The sequence below is a fragment of the Halobacillus litoralis genome, from assembly GCF_020524025.1.
Classification (GTDB): Bacteria; Bacillota; Bacilli; order Bacillales; family Halobacillaceae; genus Halobacillus; species Halobacillus litoralis_D.
In genome coordinates this window covers 245,547-266,814 of sequence record NZ_JAIVKN010000004.1, presented here as the reverse complement: position 1 = coordinate 266,814, position 21,268 = coordinate 245,547, and the positions used below count along the sequence as shown (strand labels likewise).

Genomic DNA, 21,268 nt, shown 5'->3' with positions numbered 1-21,268 from the left:
GCTACGCTTTTCTCATTTATACAAGTGTGACTTGGCTATGCTTTTTTTCATATTCAATTAAAGCTTCCTCAAACATGCGTAAACCTTCATCAATCTGCTCTTTCGAAACAGAAAGCGGAGGAATCATCCGGATAATTTCAGTCTTATTCCCTCCAAAGTAAAACAACACGCCTTTTTCCAACGCCAGATCAAGAATTTCAAACAGACCTTCACTATTTGGTTCTCCCGTGACAGGATCAACAATCTCTATTCCTATCATTAATCCAATGGATCGTACCCGCCCTATTGCGGGGTGCTTCTCTTTCATCCTGTTTAATAGGGCTCTCGCATGGTCCCCCTGTTTCTTAGAATTTCCAAGCAAATCTTCCTCTTCCATAACGTCGATGACAGCATTTGCAGCCTCACAAGCAATTGGATTGCCGCCAAAAGTGGTTGCATGACTACCAAGAGGCCATTGCTGCATTAATTCCTTTGATGCAACCGTTGCACTCAATGGAAGACCGTTGGCAATGCCTTTAGCAATAGCCATAATATCTGGAATGACACCAAATGTTTGAGCGGCAAACCACTCACCTGTACGACCAAATCCAGTTTGAACTTCATCAAAAATTAGTAAAATTCCTTTCTCATTACAAAGCTCACGCAGCTTCTGGAGCCATTCTTTGGGAGGAACAATATACCCACCCTCTCCAAGTACCGGTTCAACGATGACAGCAGCAACTTCCTCAGGGGTCACCTGGTGATCGAACAGCTGCTCCATGTCTTTTTCCAACTTCGCCGTGACGTATTCAACCGGGGCTACGCCTTCTGGACAATCTTCAATCCGTGCGTACGGAATTTGATAAGAACCAGAAGGATGAAGAAACTGCCGATATTTACTTTTAGAACTTGTTACACTTAGAGCCCCCATAGACCGACCATGAAAACCCCCGATGAAGGAAACGATGTAAGGGCGTTTTGTTACATGTTTCGCAAGCTTAATCGCTCCCTCGACCGCTTCAGCTCCACTGTTACCAAAAAAGAAACAATCCAAATTCCCTGGTAATTTTTCAGCAAGTCGGTCTGCAAGCCTTAATATAGTTTCATAGATAATGACCCCGGATGGTCCGTGACTTAATGAATCCGCTCCATCTTTAACAGCCTGGACTACTTTAGGATGACGATGACCAACGTTCGTCGTAGCAATCCCAGAAGTGAAATCCAAGTATTTTTCTCCATTCAGGCCGTAATAATAACAACCTTCCTCTTTAATCACAGGTAAGTTGGGATGATCTTTTGCCATACTCGGCGCCAACCTGTCTGACATTCTTTCCAATAGATGTGTCCAATCTTTCTTCATGATGTTCCTCCTGTCAGCCCTGAAACATGACCATATTTATTTTCACAGCAGGGGAAAAGCCTCTAAAACACATACATTCATAAGGTGTATAAAGAGTTTCTCCTTCCTGTTAACCTTCTAATACTTAGATTAATAGCGGATAAGACTTAGAAGAATAGTAAATGAGCAAGCAATGCCGCTATTGGTAATGTAATAATTGTTCTCTGCAAAAAGATAACAAACAGCTCAAAAATGTTAATTGGAATTTTTGATTTAATTAATAGAATTCCTATTTCAGACATGTAAATCAGCTGTGTCAATGCCATGACACCAATGACGAATCGTGTCAATTCTGACTCAATTCCACTTCCAACAACCGCCGGCAGGAACATATCAGCAAATCCGACAATCATTGCTGGTGCCGCTTCAGCTGCTTCAGGAATTTGAAGCAGGTTCAACAAAGGAATGAACGGATAGGACAAGTACGTGAAGATCGGTGTAAATTCAGCAATGACAAGAGCCACTGTTCCAAGCGCCATCACAAGAGGGATTAAACCAAACCATATATCAGCAACGTTAAACATTCCTTTCTTCACAACCGCTTTTACACTTTTCACTTGATCTGCCTTCTCAATCGCTTTATCAAATCCCCAGCGAAGCGTTGAAACTCCCTTAGGAACTTCTTCATCAATCTGCTTCCCTACAGTTTCATGATAAGTTTCCTTCTTTAAAGAAAGTGGTGGAATACGTGGACAGATCACTGCTGCCACCACGCCGCATACCACGACTGTGAAATAGAAGGGTACAAACATATGATCAATAGATAAGAACTTGGCAATGACTAAACTAAATGCTATGGACGCTATAGAAAAATTACTGGCTACAACGGCAGCTTCCCTTTTTGAATAATAACCATTTTCATATTGCTGGGTGGTTAAAAGCACACCCACTGTCCCACTCCCCATCCAGGAAGCCATAGCATCGACGGATGAACGTCCCGGTAGTTTGAATAAAGGATGCATAATCTTACGAAGGATGGTACCGATAAAGTCCATCAGCCCGAATTCCAACAATAAAGGCATAAATAAACTGGCAAACAAAAACCAAACCATCAACACTGGAATTAAATCAAATAAAACGACGCCTCCACTTAATTCAGAAGATATATAGGAAGGACCTATGTGCGTAAGGGTCATGATCGCGAAGAGAGCCCCTAATACACGTAAAGAAATCCAAAATGGGCCGACGTCGAAAATATTCGATATGAATGTATGATTGCGGAAATTCCCCTGTGGGAGAGCTTTAATCGCTATACTTCCAAGAGCAGACAATGATATGACGCCTGTCATGAATAATGGGATATAGTCGGCAATGGCTGCCTGCAGGCCATCCGCCATTACCCCTAATCCGATGGTCACTCTTCCATCTACTGAAATCGGGATAAGGAATAATAAAATTCCAATAAAGGAAGGGACAATGAATTTCATCCATTGCTTTGCCGTAAATGATGTTTCTTCATACCTTTCGTTCACTTTCGTCTGTTGAATCGCCATAATTTCTACCTCCCAACCAATTTTTATACAAAATAACGTATATTTAAACAACTTTCGATAGTTAGTAACTATACATTCTATTGAATAAAAATTCAATAGGTTTTGAACTGAAAACTGTTTACTTTTTATTAAAAAAAGGAATTAAGGTGATTATAAGCTCTATAATAAAGGAGGCATTTACATATGACTGTGAAAGTACCAAAAGATAGAACAATAGACAATACGTTAGCCATCTTTAAAGACGGCTATGAATTCATTCCGAAAAGGGTACAGAACCACCATCTGGATGTATATGAGACGAGGGTTTTAGGAGAAAAGGCTGCTCTTTTGAGCGGGGAGGAAGGTGCAAAGCTTTTTTATGACACCAGCAAAATGAACCGAAAGAATGCGCTGCCTACACGCGTTCTAAAAACACTGTTTGGAGAAGGAGCCATTCAGACGATGGACGGTGATGCGCACACTCATCGAAAGCTGCTGTTTATGTCCTTGATGACACCTGAAGCTTTACAACACTTATATGACATCACCACAAAAAACTGGGCACATTTCACAAAGAAATGGAGCGGCATGAAGAAAGTAACGCTGTATGATGAGTCCAGAGAACTTCTCTGCCGTACAGCATGCGAATGGGCGGGTATCCCTCTAGCCGAAAAAGAAGTCCAGAAGCGCACGAGCGACTTGAGCCTTATGATTGATGGATTCAGTGCTATAGGTCCTAAACACATAGAAAGCAGACGCGCCAGAAAAAGATCAGAAGCATGGATTGAGAATTTAATCCTGAAAGTTCGCAGCGGAGAGATGAAAGCCGAACAAGGCAAGGCCATTTATGAAATGGCTGCACATAAAGATCTGTCAGGTGAACCTCTAGACGCACGAATGGCGGCTATCGAACTATTAAATGTCATCCGGCCGCTCATTGCGATTTCTAAGTTCCTAACCTTTGGTGCGGTTGCCTTGGAAGAATACCCTGAGACTAAAACCCGTGTCTCTTTGGATGATGAATATTTGTTTATGTTCACACAGGAAATCCGTAGATTTTATCCATTTGTACCATTCCTCGGTGCCAGGGTTGACCATGACTTCACTTGGCAGCAATATTCTTTCACTAAGGATCAGCTTGTCCTTATTGATGTATACGGAATTAATCATGACCCGAGGATTTGGGAAAATCCTGACGAATTCCACCCAGAACGTTTCACCGATTGGGACGGGGGATTATTCGATCTTATCCCTCAAGGTGGCGGAGGCTACTACAAAGGACATCGCTGCCCGGGTGAATGGCCGACTATTGAGGTCTTACAGGCAAGCTTTCGTTACATGACGAAACATCTCGACTACCGCGTACCTAAACAAGATTACAGTTACAGCCTTAAAAAAATCCCTGCTCTTCCAAAAAGCGGATTTGTTATGGACCATGTTCATTTTAAAAACTAGAGGTGTTATGACAGTCTTTGACTCACTTGAAAAAGCGTGTAATGGTCAGCCATTACACGCTTTTTATGTTTCGTATATTTTATAAAAACGATAGATATGTTTTAAGGTGACTTTCAGAACAGAATACAGAGGGACAGCAATAATCATCCCAACAACCCCATATAAAGGAGCAGCCACAACAAGTAAAAGAATAACAGTCAACGGGTGAACATTTAGTCGTTCTCCAAAAATATATGGGGCTATTAGGTTCCCCTCTAATTGTTGAACAACAATGAAAATAATAATCACGTAAACCGCCATCGAGGGTTCCTGCATTAAAGCAGCTACTAGAGCGGGAACAGCCCCAATAACAGGACCTATAAAAGGGATAATACAAGTGAATATTACAAATATCCCCAAAATTAGGGCATAGTCCAGTCCAATAATCATGTACCCAATATAAGTCAATAGTCCATCGATTACTGCAATTGTTACTTGACCGACAACATAAGAAGAGACTGTAGTATCCACATCTCGAAGGAGTTCCTCACCGCGTGGTTTATATTTTTCCGGCAATGCACTTGATAGAAATGGAACCAGGCGATTTCCATCTTTTAACAAGAAAAACAAAACAAACGGGACAATGAAGAGAACCGTTGTTGCGCCAGCTATTGTAGAGAATACCCCCATCAAGTGATCTCCAATCTGCTGGGTCAGCCCTCCAAAATATTCAGTGGCGCGCTGCTTAACGGACCCCAGGGAAAGCATACCCATGTCGTTTCTTTCAATTGTCTCCCCTGCGTTCTGCGCTGTCTTTTTAATTTGATCAGGCAGCTTGGAAATATCACTCACCTGCTTTTGAATCGTATGTGCAAGCGACCTGCTTCCCCAGAACAAACCTGAGCCGATAACAAGAAAAACAAAGAGAATAGCTGCAGGTTTAGGCATAAAACTTAATTTCGCTATAGCATTTACCAGAGGTCGTAAAATATAAAAAAGAAATCCCGCTATTAACATTGGGTAGAACAATGTCCCCACTATCGCCTTAAACGGATTAAGAAACCCCAGCTTCTCTAAAAAGAAATAAAAAATAAGAAACAGGATTCCACCCGCCATGTACTTGAAATAAGGATGCTTGATCCACATACACCACATTCCCCTTTTTTTATATTTCCCATTCACTTTATCGAACGAGCGTAAACAGGAAACTCTACAAAAAAAACGTGCCCGAAAGCACGTTTTTCATCCTTGTTTGAGAATATATTGTAATCCTGCATGTGTGTTTTTAAACGTTTTCATCCTTCGATCAAAATGATGAAACGAAAGAGCAAGTTTTGGTGTAATACCTACAACCAGACATTCCGCTCCAACCAGTTGAAGCGTTTGTGTGAGCTGTTCCAAATGACGGCTGATTTGAGCATTAAACGTTTGAATACCACTTAAATCAATTAAAGCATACTGAATTTCACCGTCTGTACATTCTTTTAATAGGGACTGAATCAGTTGATCCAAGCGCTTTTCATCGAGATCACCGATAAGTGGAACGGCGACAGCGTGGTCCCACACTTTAAGTATAGGAATGGATAGTGTTTCGATAATGCGGTCCTTTTCTTCTTCTTGCCCTGCTTTTGTCGTCACATCCATCAGCATAATAATATAATAGGACGTTTTTCCTCTTTTACTTTCCAATGGAGTGATAACAGTATCAGCTACAAACTGATTTTTAATAACAATTCTTCCCCGTTGTTTCCCTCTTAAACCTTTTATTAACTCCTTATGTCTTTCCGATTTGTTAAGAAAAGTCTCCATGTTCATCCCAATCATATCTTCAGCTGCTTTAAAACCGTACAACGGAGCAATTTTTGTGAATAGATTTTTTGCTTCATCATTCATCCAAACCAGATCGTATTGAAGGTCAGCTAATAAGATGTTTTCCCCAATACTATTAAGTGCGTCAGTCATGGTTAGATCATCGATTATAACCGCCATCTAATCTCCACCTTCACTCAATAATTTACCTCTATTATATATTGATTTCATCCACAAGTGTAGAAATAATATGTTTTATAGAAATATTCCATGTCACAAAACCTTCCTGTATAAAATACAATGTTAGATTTCCTTACATATGTAGTGACATAATCTAACTTTTCCTTTACTCTATATACAACAGTAAAAAGTGAGGAGGAAATTATTATCTCTGCGCCGATTGACCGTCCCTTTGTCCGCTTGACAAAAATTATGAATAGATACGGGAGTGAACCCTAATGAAAAACCACTTAAGAACTGCCGTTGAAAGTATGAAAGAGCATTATATCCAAAAACTTATTGATGCTGAAATGTATCAGGCATCTGATGAGGTACTCCAGTCTTTGACACTGACAGAGCTGGAAGTTTTAGTTTCCCGAATTGAACGTCCTTAATCGTTAAGGAGGAGAAGTGATGTCATATAAGCATAAAAAAGTCATTTCCATCGGGACAGTCAATGAGTTGACAGGACTATCCCTTAGACAAATCCGCTACTATGAAGAGCGCGGCTTAATTTACCCTGAACGAACTAAAAGAGGCACGCGCAAATATTCTTTTTCTGATGTTGAAACTCTCCTTCAAATTGCTGATAAACGCGAAGAAGGCGTGCAGACTTACGAAATCAGAAGAGATCTGCAGGATACTAAAAAGGGAAAAGTGATGGAAAGAATGCTTCGAGGGCAGTTAAATGCCCATTTCAAATTGAACAAATAACTAAGTTTACAGGCCCCCTGGAACCCTGGCTCCAGGGGTTTTTTTATTTTACCTGTCCTCTGAAGAAATGCCCCGTACACCCTCCATTAAATGCTAAAAACCCGGCCTGCGAAAGGACCGGGTTTTCATATATCAAAATACACAGGGTAATGCAGGCTGCATTTTTCATTAAACGGATGGGCACAGTTGGGACAGCTCGTCTGCTCCATATATTTTTCGATGGTCAGCTCAGTCTTACAGCTGCCGCAAAAAATTGCCTGTTCATCCCACTCTTCCTGAGGCCATTGGCTCAGGTGGTGCCCGGCTTTCTCTTGATGACATTTATAACAGGCATAATATTCTCTACAGCAATGAAACTTGATGGCGATAATGTCGATGTTACTATGATAATGAACACAGCGCGTCTGCTCATCCAGCAGATTCCCATAAATAAGAGGTTTCACAGTATACCTCCCTTCTAGTCATTGAGCTGATCCAGCTTTTCATGGAGACGGTCAAGCGAAACTTTCATTTCATTATGCTCCACTTCCTGCCTGTCCATTATTTCTTCCAGTTTTCTCACCTTTAAAATAAGATAGATAAAAAGAATAGGTGTGACAACATAAATGATCACATCCCTCTCTTCCTCCTCCTCACGAAGGACTTTCCCCCTATTCTAACATGAAGTTTCATAGATTTAATTCTTCTTATAAAGCGGATAAAACATAAACAATACAGTCAACAATGCCGTCACGCTTAAGACACCAATCCATTGAAAGTTCTCCCACAATATACCGACAGCCGTACTTCCAAGCGCTACACCAAGGTAATAACTAATCAAGTAAAATCCGGAAGCACCGCTGCGGTGATGGGCTGCTTTTTTACTCACAAGCGCAGCAGCCATCGAGTGGGCAACAAAGAACCCCATACAAATAAGTGACAAACCCGCTAAAAGGACCCCGCTCTTGGAAATGCCGGTCAGCAAGGCACCAGTAATAAGAACGCCTACACCTGTGAACATCACTTTCACTAAGCCGAATGTGTCCGAAAACCGCCCGGCAATTGGAGGGGCGAGCACCCCAAAGATATAGGCAAAATACGTGAGAGCAATCCATTTTAAGGACCAGTTAAATGGTTCTTCCTGCAGATAAAATGGAACATATGTCCAAATTGCGGTGAAAACGATTTGTAAAAGGACACCCATCAGAAACAAAACGAGCATCCCGGGGCTTTTTAAATGGACGAGCATGCCTCTTAAATCTTCCCCGATCCCCTTATCAGTTTTTTCAAAGAAGCGCTCTCTAGGCATCAGCCATAAAAATAAGAGGGTGGTGCATAGCCCAAACCCTCCAAAAGACCATAGCGTCAGCCTCCAGTTAAACAAATCCGTTAAATAACCACCGACGACACGACCTCCCATACCTCCAAGTGCATTACTTGAAATGTACAGCGTTACCGATAAACCGAGATGTTTATGAGATACTTCATCCCCCAAGTACCCCATTGCCGCAGCTGGGATGCCGGCGAGAAAAAAACCTTGAATAAGCCTCAGCATCACCAGCCACTCAAACGTTGAGGAGATGGGAATAGAAATTAAGGAAGCAGTCGTGACGAACAGGGATATTTTCATCACGACTGAACGCCCATACCGGTCAGCGAGAAACCCGAGTACAAACAGCCCGGCAACCATCGCCAGCACACAGGCAGACATAAGGAAACTCGTTTCTGTTGCCGTATTCCCAAGCTGATTCCTAAAAACCGGCAGGAGCGGCTGAAAGACATAAAGTGTTGAAAAGACGGACAAGGAAGCGAGCATTAACGCTATGGTTATACGCCAAAAGCTGGAGTCATCAGGCGTGTAAGGTGTGTCTTTTTTCTCAATGGCTTCCATCTTTCATTCTCCTTTTTTAAGAGGTAAACCGATCTGGGATTGACGTCAAATCAATATCCCACACAAACGGTAAATAGAAGTAGATCGCGACGGTAACGAGTATAATCGCTACGATATTTAATAAGAATCCAGCCTTAGCCATATCCGGTATCCTTAAATAACCCGATCCGAATACGACTGCGTTGGGTGGTGTCGCAACAGGAAGCATGAACGCACAACTTGCTGCGACTCCCGCTGCAATCATTAAGCTGTATGGGTGGACAGAAATAGCGCTCGCAAGTGACGCCATAATTGGGAACATCATGGTTGCTGTTGCTGTATTGGACGTAATTTCTGTAAGGAAAATGACAAGCGTTGCGACAATGACAATAATTAGAATTAAATTAATTCCCTGCAAAATCGTGAGCTGTGTCCCAATCCATTCGGCTAGTCCGGTTTCCTGAAATCCTGCCGCAATGGCAAGACCAGCACCGAATAGAAGTAAAATCCCCCAAGGCAGCCCTTTCGCTGTATCCCAATCCAGCAGGTAGTCCCCTCTCTTATTCTTTGAAGGAATAAGGAATAAAAGCACCGCAGCTGTCATGGCAATCATCGTATCGTTAATATTTTCATTGATCTGCACGAGGAAAAATGACCGTGATATCCAGGCAAAAGCCGTCAATGTAAATACCGTCATTACTACCTTCTCTTCTTGGGACATACGCCCCAGCGCTTGACGCTCTTCACGAATAACCCGGCGTCCGCCGGGAAGTTCCTTGATTCTCATAGGATAAGCGATCTTCACCAGATAGAACCAGGCGACTGCTAAAAAATAAGGGAGAGAGGAACTCCAAACGCCATCCAGCCGGCGAAACTTATTTCAATGCCATACGTCTGCTCGACGACAGCTTTAAAGATTGTATTAGGAGGGGTTCCGATTAAGGTAGCTAAACCTCCGATCGAAGCGCTATAAGCCACCCCAAGCATGACGGCTTTACCGAAGTTGAAATTCTCATGATCCACAGCCTGACCTTTTTTCTTCAACTGCTCAGAGGCTTGGTAAATGACCGCCATACCAATGGGGACCATCATCATTGCAGTGGCTGTATTTGAAATCCACATGGACAACGATCCGGTAGCGACCATAAACCCGAGGACAATCTGCTCGGTGCTTGTTCCAACCGAAGCAATGATGAACAGCGCCATCCGTTTGTGCAGATTCCATTTCTGCATAGCCAAGGCGATTAAAAACCCACCCATGAAGAGGAAAATGGTGTTATCACCATAAGAAGAAGCCGTCGTTCCTCCATCCAAGCCGCCTGTAATCGGAAATAGTACTAGCGGCAGTAACGATGTGGCCGGAATCGGCATGGCTTCCGTAATCCACCAGGTGGCAATCCACAACGTACTGGCTAAAATAGCTACCGCACTTTGTGATAAACCATCAGCTTCTAAAAACAGCAGTGTAAGCGCGAACAAAGCCGGCCCTAAAAAAAGACCTATTTTCTGACGCGTATCAAATGACGGTCCCGGTTCGTTCTCTTCGGATGTATGGTCATCGGTTTCCGCTGCGCCTGTCCCTGACCCTGATCCTCCTGAAACGGTAAATTTCAACAGATTTTTTGCTTGATCGTGCATCTTCCACAAGCGGGACCAATATCCCTTGATAATAGTTTGATCAGCCATGAACTTCCCCTCTTTTCCTTTTTTTAATTCGTCAGATATGTATGAATATTTACAAATTTTATCATAATCTTACTGGTAATGTAAGAAAATTGCTCTAAAGTAAGGCAGCGGTACTAATGAAAAACACTACGCCTCAGGCCATCCAATTGTATGAATGCCGTAGCGTAGTGCTCTACTTGTTTTATTTATAGAGGAGGTACTGTTTTCTTACTTTTTTAAAGTCTTTCAAGTCGTTATCCCAACGTTGTTTCATACTTTCAATGGAGTCTCCATCTTCGATCGCTTCACGCACCCATCCATTACCAATCAATAAATCAAAGAAGGAAATACCTGCAGAATCCTCAGCACGGAACTGGAATTCCTCCGGATACATATCGTGAATCGTTTTTACAAGGGAAAGACCTGTTTCCACTGCATTGAATTCGTCGCGGTCTGTAACATGAAGTTGTACACCATGTGTCAAATCTCCTGCGTGTTTAGAAAATGACGGTGTAAAGGAAGCGGCTCTAAATTTCACACCGGGTAAATTGTATGCATTCATAGCCGCTGCAAGCTCCGTACTGTTTATAAAAGGAGCTCCAACCAATTCAAATGGTCGTGTTGTTCCGCGTCCTTCAGATACGTTCGTACCTTCAATTAAAGCTGCTCCAGGATACACATAAGCCGTGTCTACCGTTGGCATATTGGGAGAAGGAGCAACGAATGAAAGACCTGTGTCATTGTAATCCATACTGCGCTCCCAGCCCTGCATTCCTACTACGGTTAAGTCTGCACCAATATTAAATTCTTCATTGAACAATTTAGCAAGCTCACCAACAGTCATTCCATGACGTAATGGGATGGGATAATTACCGACAAAGGACTTGTAATCCATATCTAATACCGGGCCTTCGACAATATCCCCGCTAATTGGATTTGGCCGATCAAGGACGATAAATGGGATATCATTCTCTTCTGCAGCTTCCATTGCATAGGCCATCGTGTAGATATACGTATAGAAACGTGTGCCTACATCCTGGATATCAAACATTAACACATCGATATCCTCCAGCATTTCAGCGGTTGGTTTACGTGTTTTCCCGTATAGACTATAAACAGGCAGACCCGTCTGCTCATCTATATAAAAATCCACATACTCCCCAGCCTGAGCACTTCCACGCACACCATGCTCAGGGCCGTATAAAGCTGTCAATTCGACATCTTCGTCATGATACAGCGTATCAACAATGCTGTTCAAATCTGAATCAACGCCAGTAGGGTTGGTAATCAGACCGACCTTTTTCCCTTCTATCAATTCTTTTTCATCATCTATAAGTACCTCTACTCCAAGTTTGAATTGTTCCTCTTTTTTGTCATGTCCTTTGCGCTTTCCTGGGTTTCCATTGTGATCAGCGAATACGACAGAGAAAGTTGACCACGTCATTAGAAGGACGAGAGTCAGCATGAACCACTTCTTCAAAAGAATCCTCTCCCATTCATTAGATTAATAACTTAAACCTGTGCCATACTCGTACAAGATGCCACCATCTTTAGATGGAATTGTGACAGGCAGTTTCCCGGCAGGGTTATGATTTCCAAAGATGGTTGCTGCTGTGGCTTCGAAGCTGGCCTCTCTGAAACCGTACTGTGCAATAAACGCATCCACTTCAGGATAAGCCATGATGTCGTATGGATTACGAATGCCTACTCCAATAACCTCACCAGACGCCGCTTTCATCACCTCTTGCATCTGCTGCATTTGAGAATGCTCAATAGAACGTGTCCCTACATTATAGGTGTAGCTTCCAAAGATCACTTTGTCTGCTTGAGCAATAGTTTCCCTCTGTTCACCTGTCAGGGGATTAGAATCATTATCAATGAGTATCGTATTGGCATGATTCTGTTGAACAGCTTCTGCTAATGAAGAGCTGAATAAATTTCCCACTACGACCACTTGCTCCTCCTGAGAAAGATGGAGTGGCAGAACTCCGTTATTTTTCACCAGTGTAATTGAACGTTCTGCAGCTTCTTTCTCCACCTGTTTATGAGCCTTGGATCCAACCACTTCTTGAGCGTTTGCAATTTTCTCATCCAGAGACATTGGATCTTCACGCTTAATAATTCCTCGATTCAGTTTCAACGTCAGAATACGCTCAACGGAATCATCAATATCAGCCATATCAATTTCCCCTGAATCGATGGCATCGTATATTCCATCTGCTACTTCTTCCAGACCGACCGGCATAAGTGCAATATCCGTTCCGGCATTAATGGCACGAATGACAGCATCGACGGGACCAAAATGATCCTGGATAGCTCCCATATTTAAAGCATCCGTTATTACAACTCCTTCATAACCCATATCTTCGCGCATCAACCCTGTAAGAACTTTCTTCGACAAGGTTGCTGGCAGCGCGATTTCCGTACCATCTTTCTTAGAGATGACTTTTGTGTCATCAATTTTTGGAAATGTAACGTGAGCTGTCATTACTGCATCAATCCCGGCATTCATTGCCTGTTGGAATGGATACAACTCGACTTCTTTCAAACGATCTTTACCATAAGGAACTTCGGGCAGACCGAGGTGAGAATCAACGGCAGTATCTCCATGTCCAGGGAAATGTTTAGCTGTGGCGGCTACACCTGTTTCCTGTAAGCCTTTCGTGTAAGCGACACCCATTTGCGCAACAAGTTCAGGACTTCCGCCAAATGAACGGACTCCAATAACTGGATTATCAGGGTTGTTGTTTACGTCCATATCCGGTGCAAGATTCATATTAATTCCAAGCGCAGAAAGTTCTTCACCAATGGCTTGCCCTACGTCTTGAGTTATTTCCTCCGAACGTGTCGCACCTAAAGCCATATTACCAGGGAAATCAGTACCAGACTGCAGCCTTGTTACAATTCCGCCTTCCTGATCAATGGTAAGTAAAAGTCCGTACTTTTCGGCAGCATTTTGATAATCTGACACCAGTTTAGCTGTCTGCTCTGTCGTAACGACATTTTCACGGAACAAAATAACACCGCCAAGATGATACTCTTTCACAAGCCTTTCAATTTCAGGAAGCATCTCGGTCACGTTCTTTCCATCCCACTTCCGGAAATCAGGCATCAGCATTTGACCGACCTTTTCCTTTTTCGTCATGTTCCTTAAAGCATGAGCAACTAAATCATAGCGTTTTCCAGTTCTTTTCATTACTGATGGTTTAAATTCATGTTTCCCTTTAACCGATCGACCCGGCTTAAACTCAAACGCGATTCGGTCTTTGTATGTTCCATTCGTCACAGACACCCACGCTCTTCCTGGTTTTCCGGTAAAAGTAACGACACCGTTATCGTCCACCTTGGCAACATTCGGGTTTCTTGAGGTCCACTCCACCCCCTCTTCCACCATTTTAAAATGGCCATCATGATAAACGTTAAGCGCCCCAAGTTTAAAGCTGTTCCCCTTTACTGCCACATCTGACTGCGGAACATTTTGAAGGATAATTAAATCTGAGGTACCTTTTTGATCTTCCGCTGAAACCTGCGTACCTCCAAAGGATGACGGCAGCGTCATACAAAGCGTCAGTGTTAAAATAAACAGCCATTTCCCCGTCTTTATCATTGAACATTCCTCCTTGATCTTATTTATTTGTAAAAGGTGGACCGTTCATTTAAATGATCCATCTTTTTAAAAGTGTATTTGTCTTTACTGTCTTTGTAGTTAAGAGAAGAGGTGATTTGGGAAGTTAATTATGTAAGCGCTTTCCACCCATGGTTAAAGGGTAACGAATTTAATATATAGTCGTCTATACCACTTTAGACCCTATCTCCTTATATTGGTAAATTTACCAATACTATTTTCCTGATTCGTATGAATGATTTTTGAAACTTAATATCATAGTAAGCGAATTTTCATGTAAAAACATTACAAAAACAAGGGGTCTACTTCTATTCCCTTTCTAATCTATCCTAACTATTAGCTGGTATGGCTTACACTTATATTTTCACACAAACACGTTTTTCCTTTTTGCTATGAAATCGGTCCTACTCATGAAATGACTTCAAAAAAAGGACTACCTTGATCTCAAGGTAATCCTTTTTGATTAGGAAACTTTATTAAGTCTAGGAGATTTTTTCACCAGCGTAAATTTTGGATACTTGAATAGAATGGCAAGTATACCTGCTACAACCGTCAGCATTGGGTAAAGACAGAATGGAACAATGGCTACAGGAGATAAACCGGCCACTCCCGCTACGGCTAAGATCTGTCCACCATAAGGGATAAGACCCTGAACAGAACTTGAGAAGATGTCCAGGATACTAGCCGACCGACGTCCTTCAATCCCGTATTCATCAGAAATTTGTTTAGCAAGCGGGCCCGCCGTAATAATAGAAATGGTGTTGTTTGCGGTCGAGAAGTTTACCGCTGTCACAATTCCGGCTATGCCAAATTCTCCGCCGCGATTCGTGTTTACTTTTTTACTTACGGACTCAAGTAAGAATTCAATGCCGCCATTGCTTCGAATTAACTCAACAAGACCGCCCAGCAGAATGGCAATCATTGCCAGCGTCTGCATATTGGTAAAGCCTTCTCCGACTAGATTAACAAACTCCATTCCTGAGAACTTACCCAGGCCAAGGCCGACTATTCCGGCAAATACAATCCCGCCAATGAGAACAAAGATAACATTGATACCTGCAACAGCAAAAGCAAGTACACCGAGATAAGGGAGGATCTCAATGAAGTTGTAAGTGTAGTTCTCATTCAGGGAAGCGGATGCATCTGCTGTAAGAACTGCAAAAATAATCGCTGTCAAAAGAGCGGCCGGAAGAACGATAAAAAAGTTCGCTTTAAATTTTTCCTTCATCTCTGTCCCTTGTGTTCGGACCGCTGCGATAGTTGTATCAGAGATAACAGAGAGATTATCTCCGAACATTGCACCACTTACAATCGCCCCCATGACAAGAGCAAGTCCAATATCCGTCTGCTCAGCAACTCCTACACCGATAGGAGCAAGAGCAACAACAGTCCCCGTCGATGTTCCCATGGATATGGAAATGAAACAACCGATGACAAACAGGCCGACGACCATCCATCCACCAGGCAGGTAGCTTAAACCAAGGTTAACCGTTGAATCCACCGCTCCCATACCTGAAGCTACAGAAGCAAAGGCCCCTGCGAGCAGGAAAATTACAACCATTAAAATAATGTTCGGGTGACCGCCTCCAGTAGTCAGCTGTGTGATTTTTGATTGAAAGTCTGTTTCTCTGTTCATGGCTAACGCAACGATGATGGCAAGGAATAAGGCAACCAGGACAGGCATTTGATAAAAGTCCCCCGTTATGATTCCTGAACCGAGAAATAATAAGATGAAGATGGCAAATGGAATAAGTGCGAAAGGATTACTCTTTGGCTTCGTCATATTTTCATACCTCCTTTAAATTAAACTCATATGAATAGTTGGTTTTATCAATAAAAGCGTCTTTGGGAGTTGTGCGGCTGTTTTCCAATGAGGTGTGTCTTCTTCAATTACCAGCAGAAAGAAATAAAAAGGAGCCTTCTTAAAAATAAGAAGGCTCCTGAAAAATATCCGTTCATTCCTTCTTATCTTCCAAGTGATTGTTCACTTGCTGGAATTAGCACCGGGCCAACCGGAGTTGGTGGTTGCTGAAGCTTCACAGGACCAGTTCCTCTGCTTCTCTTGATAAGAAATATTCAATTGAGTTACTGGTTACTTTACAATAAAAACCATCATCTGACAAGCACTTTTTTAATCTTTTTCATAGCGTCCAATCTCTTCTATGGCTTTTTCTGTCAGTGAGGTGTCAATCGCATCGGTGAAATCCAGATCACCACGGATGGCCCCGTTTTCATCGTACATTTCAAACTGTTTTTTGATATCCTCTATGAACATTTCACCATTTGGATCGAGACCTGTGACCCCGACTCTCTTCCAAACTTCCGGGTCCTTTAAGGCTGTATGCTTCGTCATAATATCAATCACTTCTTCAAGTCCTTCACCATAAAGAAACGCGTCATTATAGTCCCTGACACCTTTTAAATAAGCAGCCATAAATCTTAGGGAAACGTCTGTTTCTTTTTCGACGAAAGATGGAGATCCAAGTACCATAGCGATTTGTGCGTCAGGGGCAAAATCAGTCGCATCACCAAAGCGGACGTGCAGTCCCTGCGATTCTCCTTGAGTAATCAGCGGTTCAATCTGAAGCGCTGCGTCGATCGACTTATTCCCCATAGCTGCAAGCATACTTCCGAAATCAGACATCAAAACGAATTCAACATCGTCCTCTGTAAGACCCGCGTGCTCAAGCATGCGCTGGAAAATGTAATCATCAACAGCGTTCATGGAAGATACGGCAATACGTTTACCTTTTAAATCCGAATAGTCTTTAATTTCATTTTGCAGATCTTCACGTATAACGAAACTGAAGTAGGAATTTCCTTCATAATAGTGGCCCTTATCAGCGATAATCTTCACATCGATTCCTTGAGCGATCGCGTTGAAGAAAGAAGCTGTAGAAATACCACCGGCAATATCAACATCACCTGAAGCTAAAGCCGGCAGCATGTCGTCACTGTTAGCGAATGTGGTAAATTTAATGTCTATGTTGTAATCCTCAAAGTAGCCTTTTTCTTTAGCGATATAAAACCCTGCACCAGAAGCAGCACCATCTTCTGCTATGACCACTGTGGTTCGTTTATCTAATGGAGCGAGGTCACCTGATGAATGATCATCACTTTTGCCCTCCCCTTTTTCACTAGCTGCACAACCAAACAACACAAAAATTATCAGCAAAAAGGAAAGCCATTGGCATGCTTTTTTTAACATGGGAAATTATTCCCCTTTCTTCCCCTATATTCTTGAACGCTGAACCTCATCCTGTAGATGAGTCCAAATATCAACAAAATGCTCAGCCATTAAAGGATCCGCTCTAACCTCTTCCATATTCCTTGGACGTGGCAGATCAATTCGCTTCTCTCCCACAATTCTTCCTGGCTGCGCGCTCATTAAGAGTATCCGGTCGCTGAGTAAGAGCGCTTCATCTATACTGTGAGTAATGAATAATACAGTCTTTTTCGTTTCCGACCAGATGTTCAAGAGTTCTTCCTGTAAGATAAACTTATTTTGTTCATCGAGGGCGGCAAACGGTTCATCCATCAGCAGAATCTCAGGATCATTGGCAAATGCCCGGGCAATACTCACCCGCTGCTTCATCCCCCCGGAGAGCTCTTTCGGATACAACTTTGCAAAGCGGTCAAGACCTACCTTCTCTAAATAATAGTCGGTCCGCTCCTTGACGGTGTTTTTAGGTAAGTGCCTCATCTTTAAACCGAAGCTGACGTTTCCTTCCACTGTCAGCCAGGGAATAACCCCCCGTTCCTGGAAGACCATCGACTGGAGAGGACGATCTTCTTTCCCCTGAGCAATGGTGAAAGAACCCGCACTCGGCTTTTCTAAATCAGCCAGGATACGGAGAAGAGTCGTTTTCCCACACCCGCTAGGACCGACGAGACAGATAAACTCACCATCTTTAATATCAAGGGTTATTCCATCGAGGGCCGTCACACGACTTTCTTTTTTGTAAAATACTTTCGTCAAGTTTTGAATGGAAATCTTAGGATCCACTCCATTCACTCCTTTCCCACCCTACCGCCATGGCAGCAGTTTTGCTTGCAGCCCTCGAAGCAGTAGAGAAAACAAATACCCGAAAAACGAGATGAGCACAAGACCCACATACATTTCTTTCAATAAAAAGGCTTTGTATGATGTCCAGATGAGATAACCAATTCCAGAATTCGCTCCCATCATCTCTGCAGCGACAATCGTCAACAGAGCAATCGCCTGCCCCATTTGAATGCCCTCCAACATAACAGGAAGAGAACCAGGTAAAGCGATTTTGTAAAAAAAACGTTTCGAATCCGCCCCGTAATTCTTAGCAACATCAAGATAAATACGATCGATATTAATGACACCTGCAACGGTATTAATCACAACAGGAAAAAAAACACTCCCTGCAATCGTGACAATTTTAGAAACCTCACCTACACCGAATAAAATGATAATAATTGGCAGTAACGCAAGAGTCGGAATTGGCATAATGGCCATGATTAATGGCGAAAGAAAGTGTCGAACTGGTGAGTAGAGCCCCATTAATAGACCGATAACAATTGCGGGAATGACACCGAGCAGGAAGCCCGCGAATATACGAAAAAGGGAAATGCCGATGTGGCCGAAGAGTTCACCGCTCATCCCCATCGCCCAGAATGTGCCGATAATTTCCGTCGGGGGTGGAAAGAACCTGGCATCAATCAAACCCGTGCGGGACAGAACTTCCCATAACAATAAAATAAAGATCGGCGATGAAATCGTCAGAATCTGTTTCAGTCGATGACGACGCTGTCTCTTTTTCCATTCCTGTTTTTCCATTAGTAAAGGGTCGGTAACCATTTCCCTTTCACGATCTCCCATATTTCACCACCTCTAATGCTAATTTATGAACGTGCGCCCAATTGTGTGAGAAAGTAAAAGTGGATGCGCCTGGGTTCGTGAAGTTCAGCTAAGTTCGTGACGTCCTGTCACAACGCTGAACGATCCCACGTCATGTGGGGCCCCGACAAGCTTAAGTCCACCAACTTTGTGAAGTGCTCTACCTTCACAAAGTTGGTGGACTTAAGACCTCGAGGGGCTAGGCGCTGGAACTGGATAGAAACATGGTGTGGAGTTTGATCCGGCTTAAGCCCATCAAAAAAGAGCGCAGGCGATTGCGCTCCTTTCCTTTCACTCCTCTTTTCCCTGATTCGTCTCTATGTCGTTCGTCAATTCTTCCAGTTTCTTCTCAAGTACCTTCATAAAAGCAACTTTACCTTCATTGCTTTCCTTCTGATGATAGGAATCTCCAAAGATATAATTCATGTGTTCTTCCATTTGAGAGAAAAACTCTCCTTCTCCCACCTGTTCTAAATAAGGGGGCTTCTGAAAGGCAGACAACTCTTTATTTAGAGCCTTATTTTCTTTAAGCACTGTCTCTTTTTCACCTGAGACTTTTTTCAATTCTGAACGTAATTGGTTTTGTTCGTCCTGATTTTGAGATAACGCGCCTTCCAAACTCGATATCTGCTTTTTCAAAGATTGAACTTCTTCGTTCATATGACGTAAAGTGGCTTCTGTTTCTTTTTTCTGACGCTCCAGCTGCTCAACCGCTTCTGTCCACTTTTGTTTAAATGAGTCCGCTTTTTCGTTTGCTGCCCGCCTGGATTTTAACTCTTTAGAAAGCGCCTGCATTTGATTGTTATAATTTCCTTGTAAGAAGGAGAAATCTCCTAGACATTGAGCAATAAAACGGTCACTTTCTTCTATCTTCCCTTCCAGGTTATTCATTTGCTCAGTCAGCTTTTTGTTTTGTTCACTTAAATTGCTGCACTCATTCTGCCATTCCTTTTCTTCATTTGTATATCTTTCATGAAAGGCCGATAACTCTTCTTCTAACTTAGCGGCTCTCTCAGAGGCTTTTTCCTTGGATTCTATTTCGCTTTTGAGTTGTTTTTGGCTTTCAGTATAGCGGATCTGCATTTGAGAAATTTCTTTTTGGGAAAGAGAATGACGCTGACGCAATTCGTTCAGTCCTCCTTCTAGATCCTGAACCTGGTCTTTTAAATCGGAACATTTTTTCCCCCAATCTTTCATTTCTATATCATAACTTTCTTTAAGGTCTGAGTACTTATTCCGCCATGCAGCCATGTCAGCCAGAGCCTCTTCCTTACAGCCTTCCTCTTCCCTTCTATTCTTTTGTTCTTCTAAATAACTCGCCTGTAGGAAGGAGAAATTCTTCTGCGTTTGAAAAAGTCGCTGATCTGTCTCATCTAAAGCTTCCTGTAAACTTCTTACCTGTAACAATTGTTCCTCTTTTGCTTCTATTTCACGATGAAGTTGAGTTTTCACCTCTGCGTAGCTTCCTTGCAGCATAGAAAGGTCCCTTTGCGATTGAGAAAACCTTCTCTGCGTTTGCCCTAGGTCTCTTTCCAAGTCCTGTACATAACGGGACAGGTCTTGATTTTGTTCTTTTAAATCAACACACCGACCCTGCCAATCTTTCACTTCATTCCTATACTTTTCTTCTAATTCCTCGTGTCGGGCCAGCTGTTCTTCATACCCTTTGACTCTCCGTGATAATTCACCCTTCAGCATAGATTCCTGATTGCTTGAGTAATCGATTTGTTCCTTGAGGTCTGCATTCTCATTTTTTAATTTCTCTAGTTGTGAGTAGTGATAATTATCTTGATAGTCTTGTACTTTCTTTTTATATTTGTCCAATTCTGCACGGTAATAAATAATCCTCTGTTGCAGCTGGATGGGATCTTTCTGCATGCCCCCGCCTCCTTTAGAAATCTCAACATTACCGCCTTTTACTAATAAGCATGTAAATAAGAAAACGCTCATAGGTCCTCTTGATCCATTTTATGAAAATGGTTTCCTCATTATCACTTTCTCTGTCCTGCTCCCTGCAAACCCTTCAATGGTAAGAGCCGTCTCCATTTCAAACGATCTGATTATTATATAAATAAGAAAGGAGAGGTAAGACCATGAACAAGAAAAATCAACAAAAGAGTGATGAGTCAGCAAACACTCAAAAACCAAGAAGGAGACCTCGTAAGAAGTCAGGCGGCTGCTGCGGAAAACGCAAATAGAATCAAGGATTCAAATTCTATACACAGAGCAGTCACGC

At 42.5% G+C, this 21,268-nt stretch carries 17 protein-coding genes, 1 pseudogene and 1 riboswitch; of the genes and pseudogenes, 3 read left to right on the top strand and 15 right to left on the bottom strand.

The genetic code is table 11. The annotated features are described in order from the left end of the window. Positions 1 to 16: 16 nt before the first annotated feature. Positions 17 to 1,339, bottom strand: a complete 1,323-nt coding sequence (locus tag LC036_RS15435; RefSeq protein WP_226584747.1) for an aspartate aminotransferase family protein — start codon at positions 1,337 to 1,339, stop codon at positions 17 to 19. A 146-nt stretch (positions 1,340 to 1,485) separates the two neighbouring features. Then, positions 1,486 to 2,871: a YjiH family protein gene (locus LC036_RS15430; protein ID WP_226584745.1), complete on the bottom strand. Its 1,386-nt coding sequence runs from the start codon at positions 2,869 to 2,871 to the stop codon at positions 1,486 to 1,488. Positions 2,872 to 3,054: 183 nt separating this feature from the next. Between LC036_RS15430 and LC036_RS15425 the strand changes: the two genes are divergently transcribed. Beyond that, positions 3,055 to 4,305 carry a cytochrome P450 gene (locus LC036_RS15425; RefSeq protein ID WP_226584743.1) on the top strand — a complete coding sequence of 417 codons (1,251 nt, stop codon included), beginning with the start codon at positions 3,055 to 3,057 and terminating at the stop codon, positions 4,303 to 4,305. A 63-nt stretch (positions 4,306 to 4,368) separates the two neighbouring features. Here LC036_RS15425 and LC036_RS15420 read toward each other — a convergent pair whose 3' ends face one another. Continuing rightward, entirely contained in the window at positions 4,369 to 5,430 is a 1,062-nt protein-coding gene (locus LC036_RS15420; protein WP_226584741.1) for an AI-2E family transporter, read from the bottom strand. Positions 5,431 to 5,526: 96 nt separating this feature from the next. Beyond that, positions 5,527 to 6,273, bottom strand: a complete 747-nt coding sequence (locus tag LC036_RS15415) for an STAS domain-containing protein (protein ID WP_226584739.1) — start codon at positions 6,271 to 6,273, stop codon at positions 5,527 to 5,529. 278 nt (positions 6,274 to 6,551) lie between these two features. Here LC036_RS15415 and LC036_RS15410 point away from each other — a divergent pair, with 278 nt between their 5' ends. Both LC036_RS15410 and LC036_RS15405 read left to right on the top strand, forming a co-directional pair. After that, entirely contained in the window at positions 6,552 to 6,707 is a 156-nt protein-coding gene (locus LC036_RS15410) for a Fur-regulated basic protein FbpA (RefSeq protein WP_226584737.1), read from the top strand. Between the two features lie 19 nt (positions 6,708 to 6,726). Continuing rightward, positions 6,727 to 7,026 carry a MerR family transcriptional regulator gene (locus LC036_RS15405; RefSeq protein ID WP_226584735.1) on the top strand — a complete coding sequence of 100 codons (300 nt, stop codon included), beginning with the start codon at positions 6,727 to 6,729 and terminating at the stop codon, positions 7,024 to 7,026. A gap of 125 nt (positions 7,027 to 7,151) precedes the next feature. Here the strand turns inward: LC036_RS15405 and LC036_RS15400 are convergent, their stop codons facing one another. The 11 genes and pseudogenes from LC036_RS15400 to LC036_RS15350 form a co-directional block, all read right to left on the bottom strand. Further along, complete coding sequence (locus LC036_RS15400; protein ID WP_226584733.1) at positions 7,152 to 7,469, bottom strand: CHY zinc finger protein; 318 nt, start codon at positions 7,467 to 7,469, stop codon at positions 7,152 to 7,154. Positions 7,470 to 7,483: 14 nt separating this feature from the next. Beyond that, positions 7,484 to 7,639: a hypothetical protein gene (locus LC036_RS15395; RefSeq protein WP_226584731.1), complete on the bottom strand. Its 156-nt coding sequence runs from the start codon at positions 7,637 to 7,639 to the stop codon at positions 7,484 to 7,486. A 63-nt stretch (positions 7,640 to 7,702) separates the two neighbouring features. After that, positions 7,703 to 8,896 carry an MFS transporter gene (locus LC036_RS15390; protein ID WP_226584729.1) on the bottom strand — a complete coding sequence of 398 codons (1,194 nt, stop codon included), beginning with the start codon at positions 8,894 to 8,896 and terminating at the stop codon, positions 7,703 to 7,705. 16 nt (positions 8,897 to 8,912) lie between these two features. Then, positions 8,913 to 10,561: pseudogene (locus tag LC036_RS15385) on the bottom strand (SLC13 family permease). A gap of 181 nt (positions 10,562 to 10,742) precedes the next feature. Further along, complete coding sequence (locus LC036_RS15380) at positions 10,743 to 12,020, bottom strand: exo-beta-N-acetylmuramidase NamZ domain-containing protein (protein WP_226584727.1); 1,278 nt, start codon at positions 12,018 to 12,020, stop codon at positions 10,743 to 10,745. 24 nt (positions 12,021 to 12,044) lie between these two features. Then, positions 12,045 to 14,147 (bottom strand): glycoside hydrolase family 3 N-terminal domain-containing protein, encoded by a 2,103-nt coding sequence (locus LC036_RS15375; protein ID WP_413229946.1) that lies wholly within the window; start codon positions 14,145 to 14,147, stop codon positions 12,045 to 12,047. A 481-nt stretch (positions 14,148 to 14,628) separates the two neighbouring features. Next, entirely contained in the window at positions 14,629 to 15,948 is a 1,320-nt protein-coding gene (locus tag LC036_RS15370) for a Na+/H+ antiporter NhaC family protein (protein ID WP_226584725.1), read from the bottom strand. Between the two features lie 179 nt (positions 15,949 to 16,127). Beyond that, positions 16,128 to 16,237, bottom strand: a riboswitch (SAM riboswitch). Positions 16,238 to 16,296: 59 nt separating this feature from the next. Further along, complete coding sequence (locus LC036_RS15365) at positions 16,297 to 17,373, bottom strand: ABC transporter substrate-binding protein (RefSeq protein WP_226584723.1); 1,077 nt, start codon at positions 17,371 to 17,373, stop codon at positions 16,297 to 16,299. Between the two features lie 24 nt (positions 17,374 to 17,397). Further along, positions 17,398 to 18,171 (bottom strand): ABC transporter ATP-binding protein, encoded by a 774-nt coding sequence (locus LC036_RS15360; RefSeq protein ID WP_413229944.1) that lies wholly within the window; start codon positions 18,169 to 18,171, stop codon positions 17,398 to 17,400. A gap of 21 nt (positions 18,172 to 18,192) precedes the next feature. Then, complete coding sequence (locus LC036_RS15355) at positions 18,193 to 19,014, bottom strand: ABC transporter permease (protein WP_226584718.1); 822 nt, start codon at positions 19,012 to 19,014, stop codon at positions 18,193 to 18,195. Between the two features lie 309 nt (positions 19,015 to 19,323). Further along, complete coding sequence (locus LC036_RS15350) at positions 19,324 to 20,910, bottom strand: hypothetical protein (protein WP_226584710.1); 1,587 nt, start codon at positions 20,908 to 20,910, stop codon at positions 19,324 to 19,326. Positions 20,911 to 21,268 lie beyond the last annotated feature (358 nt).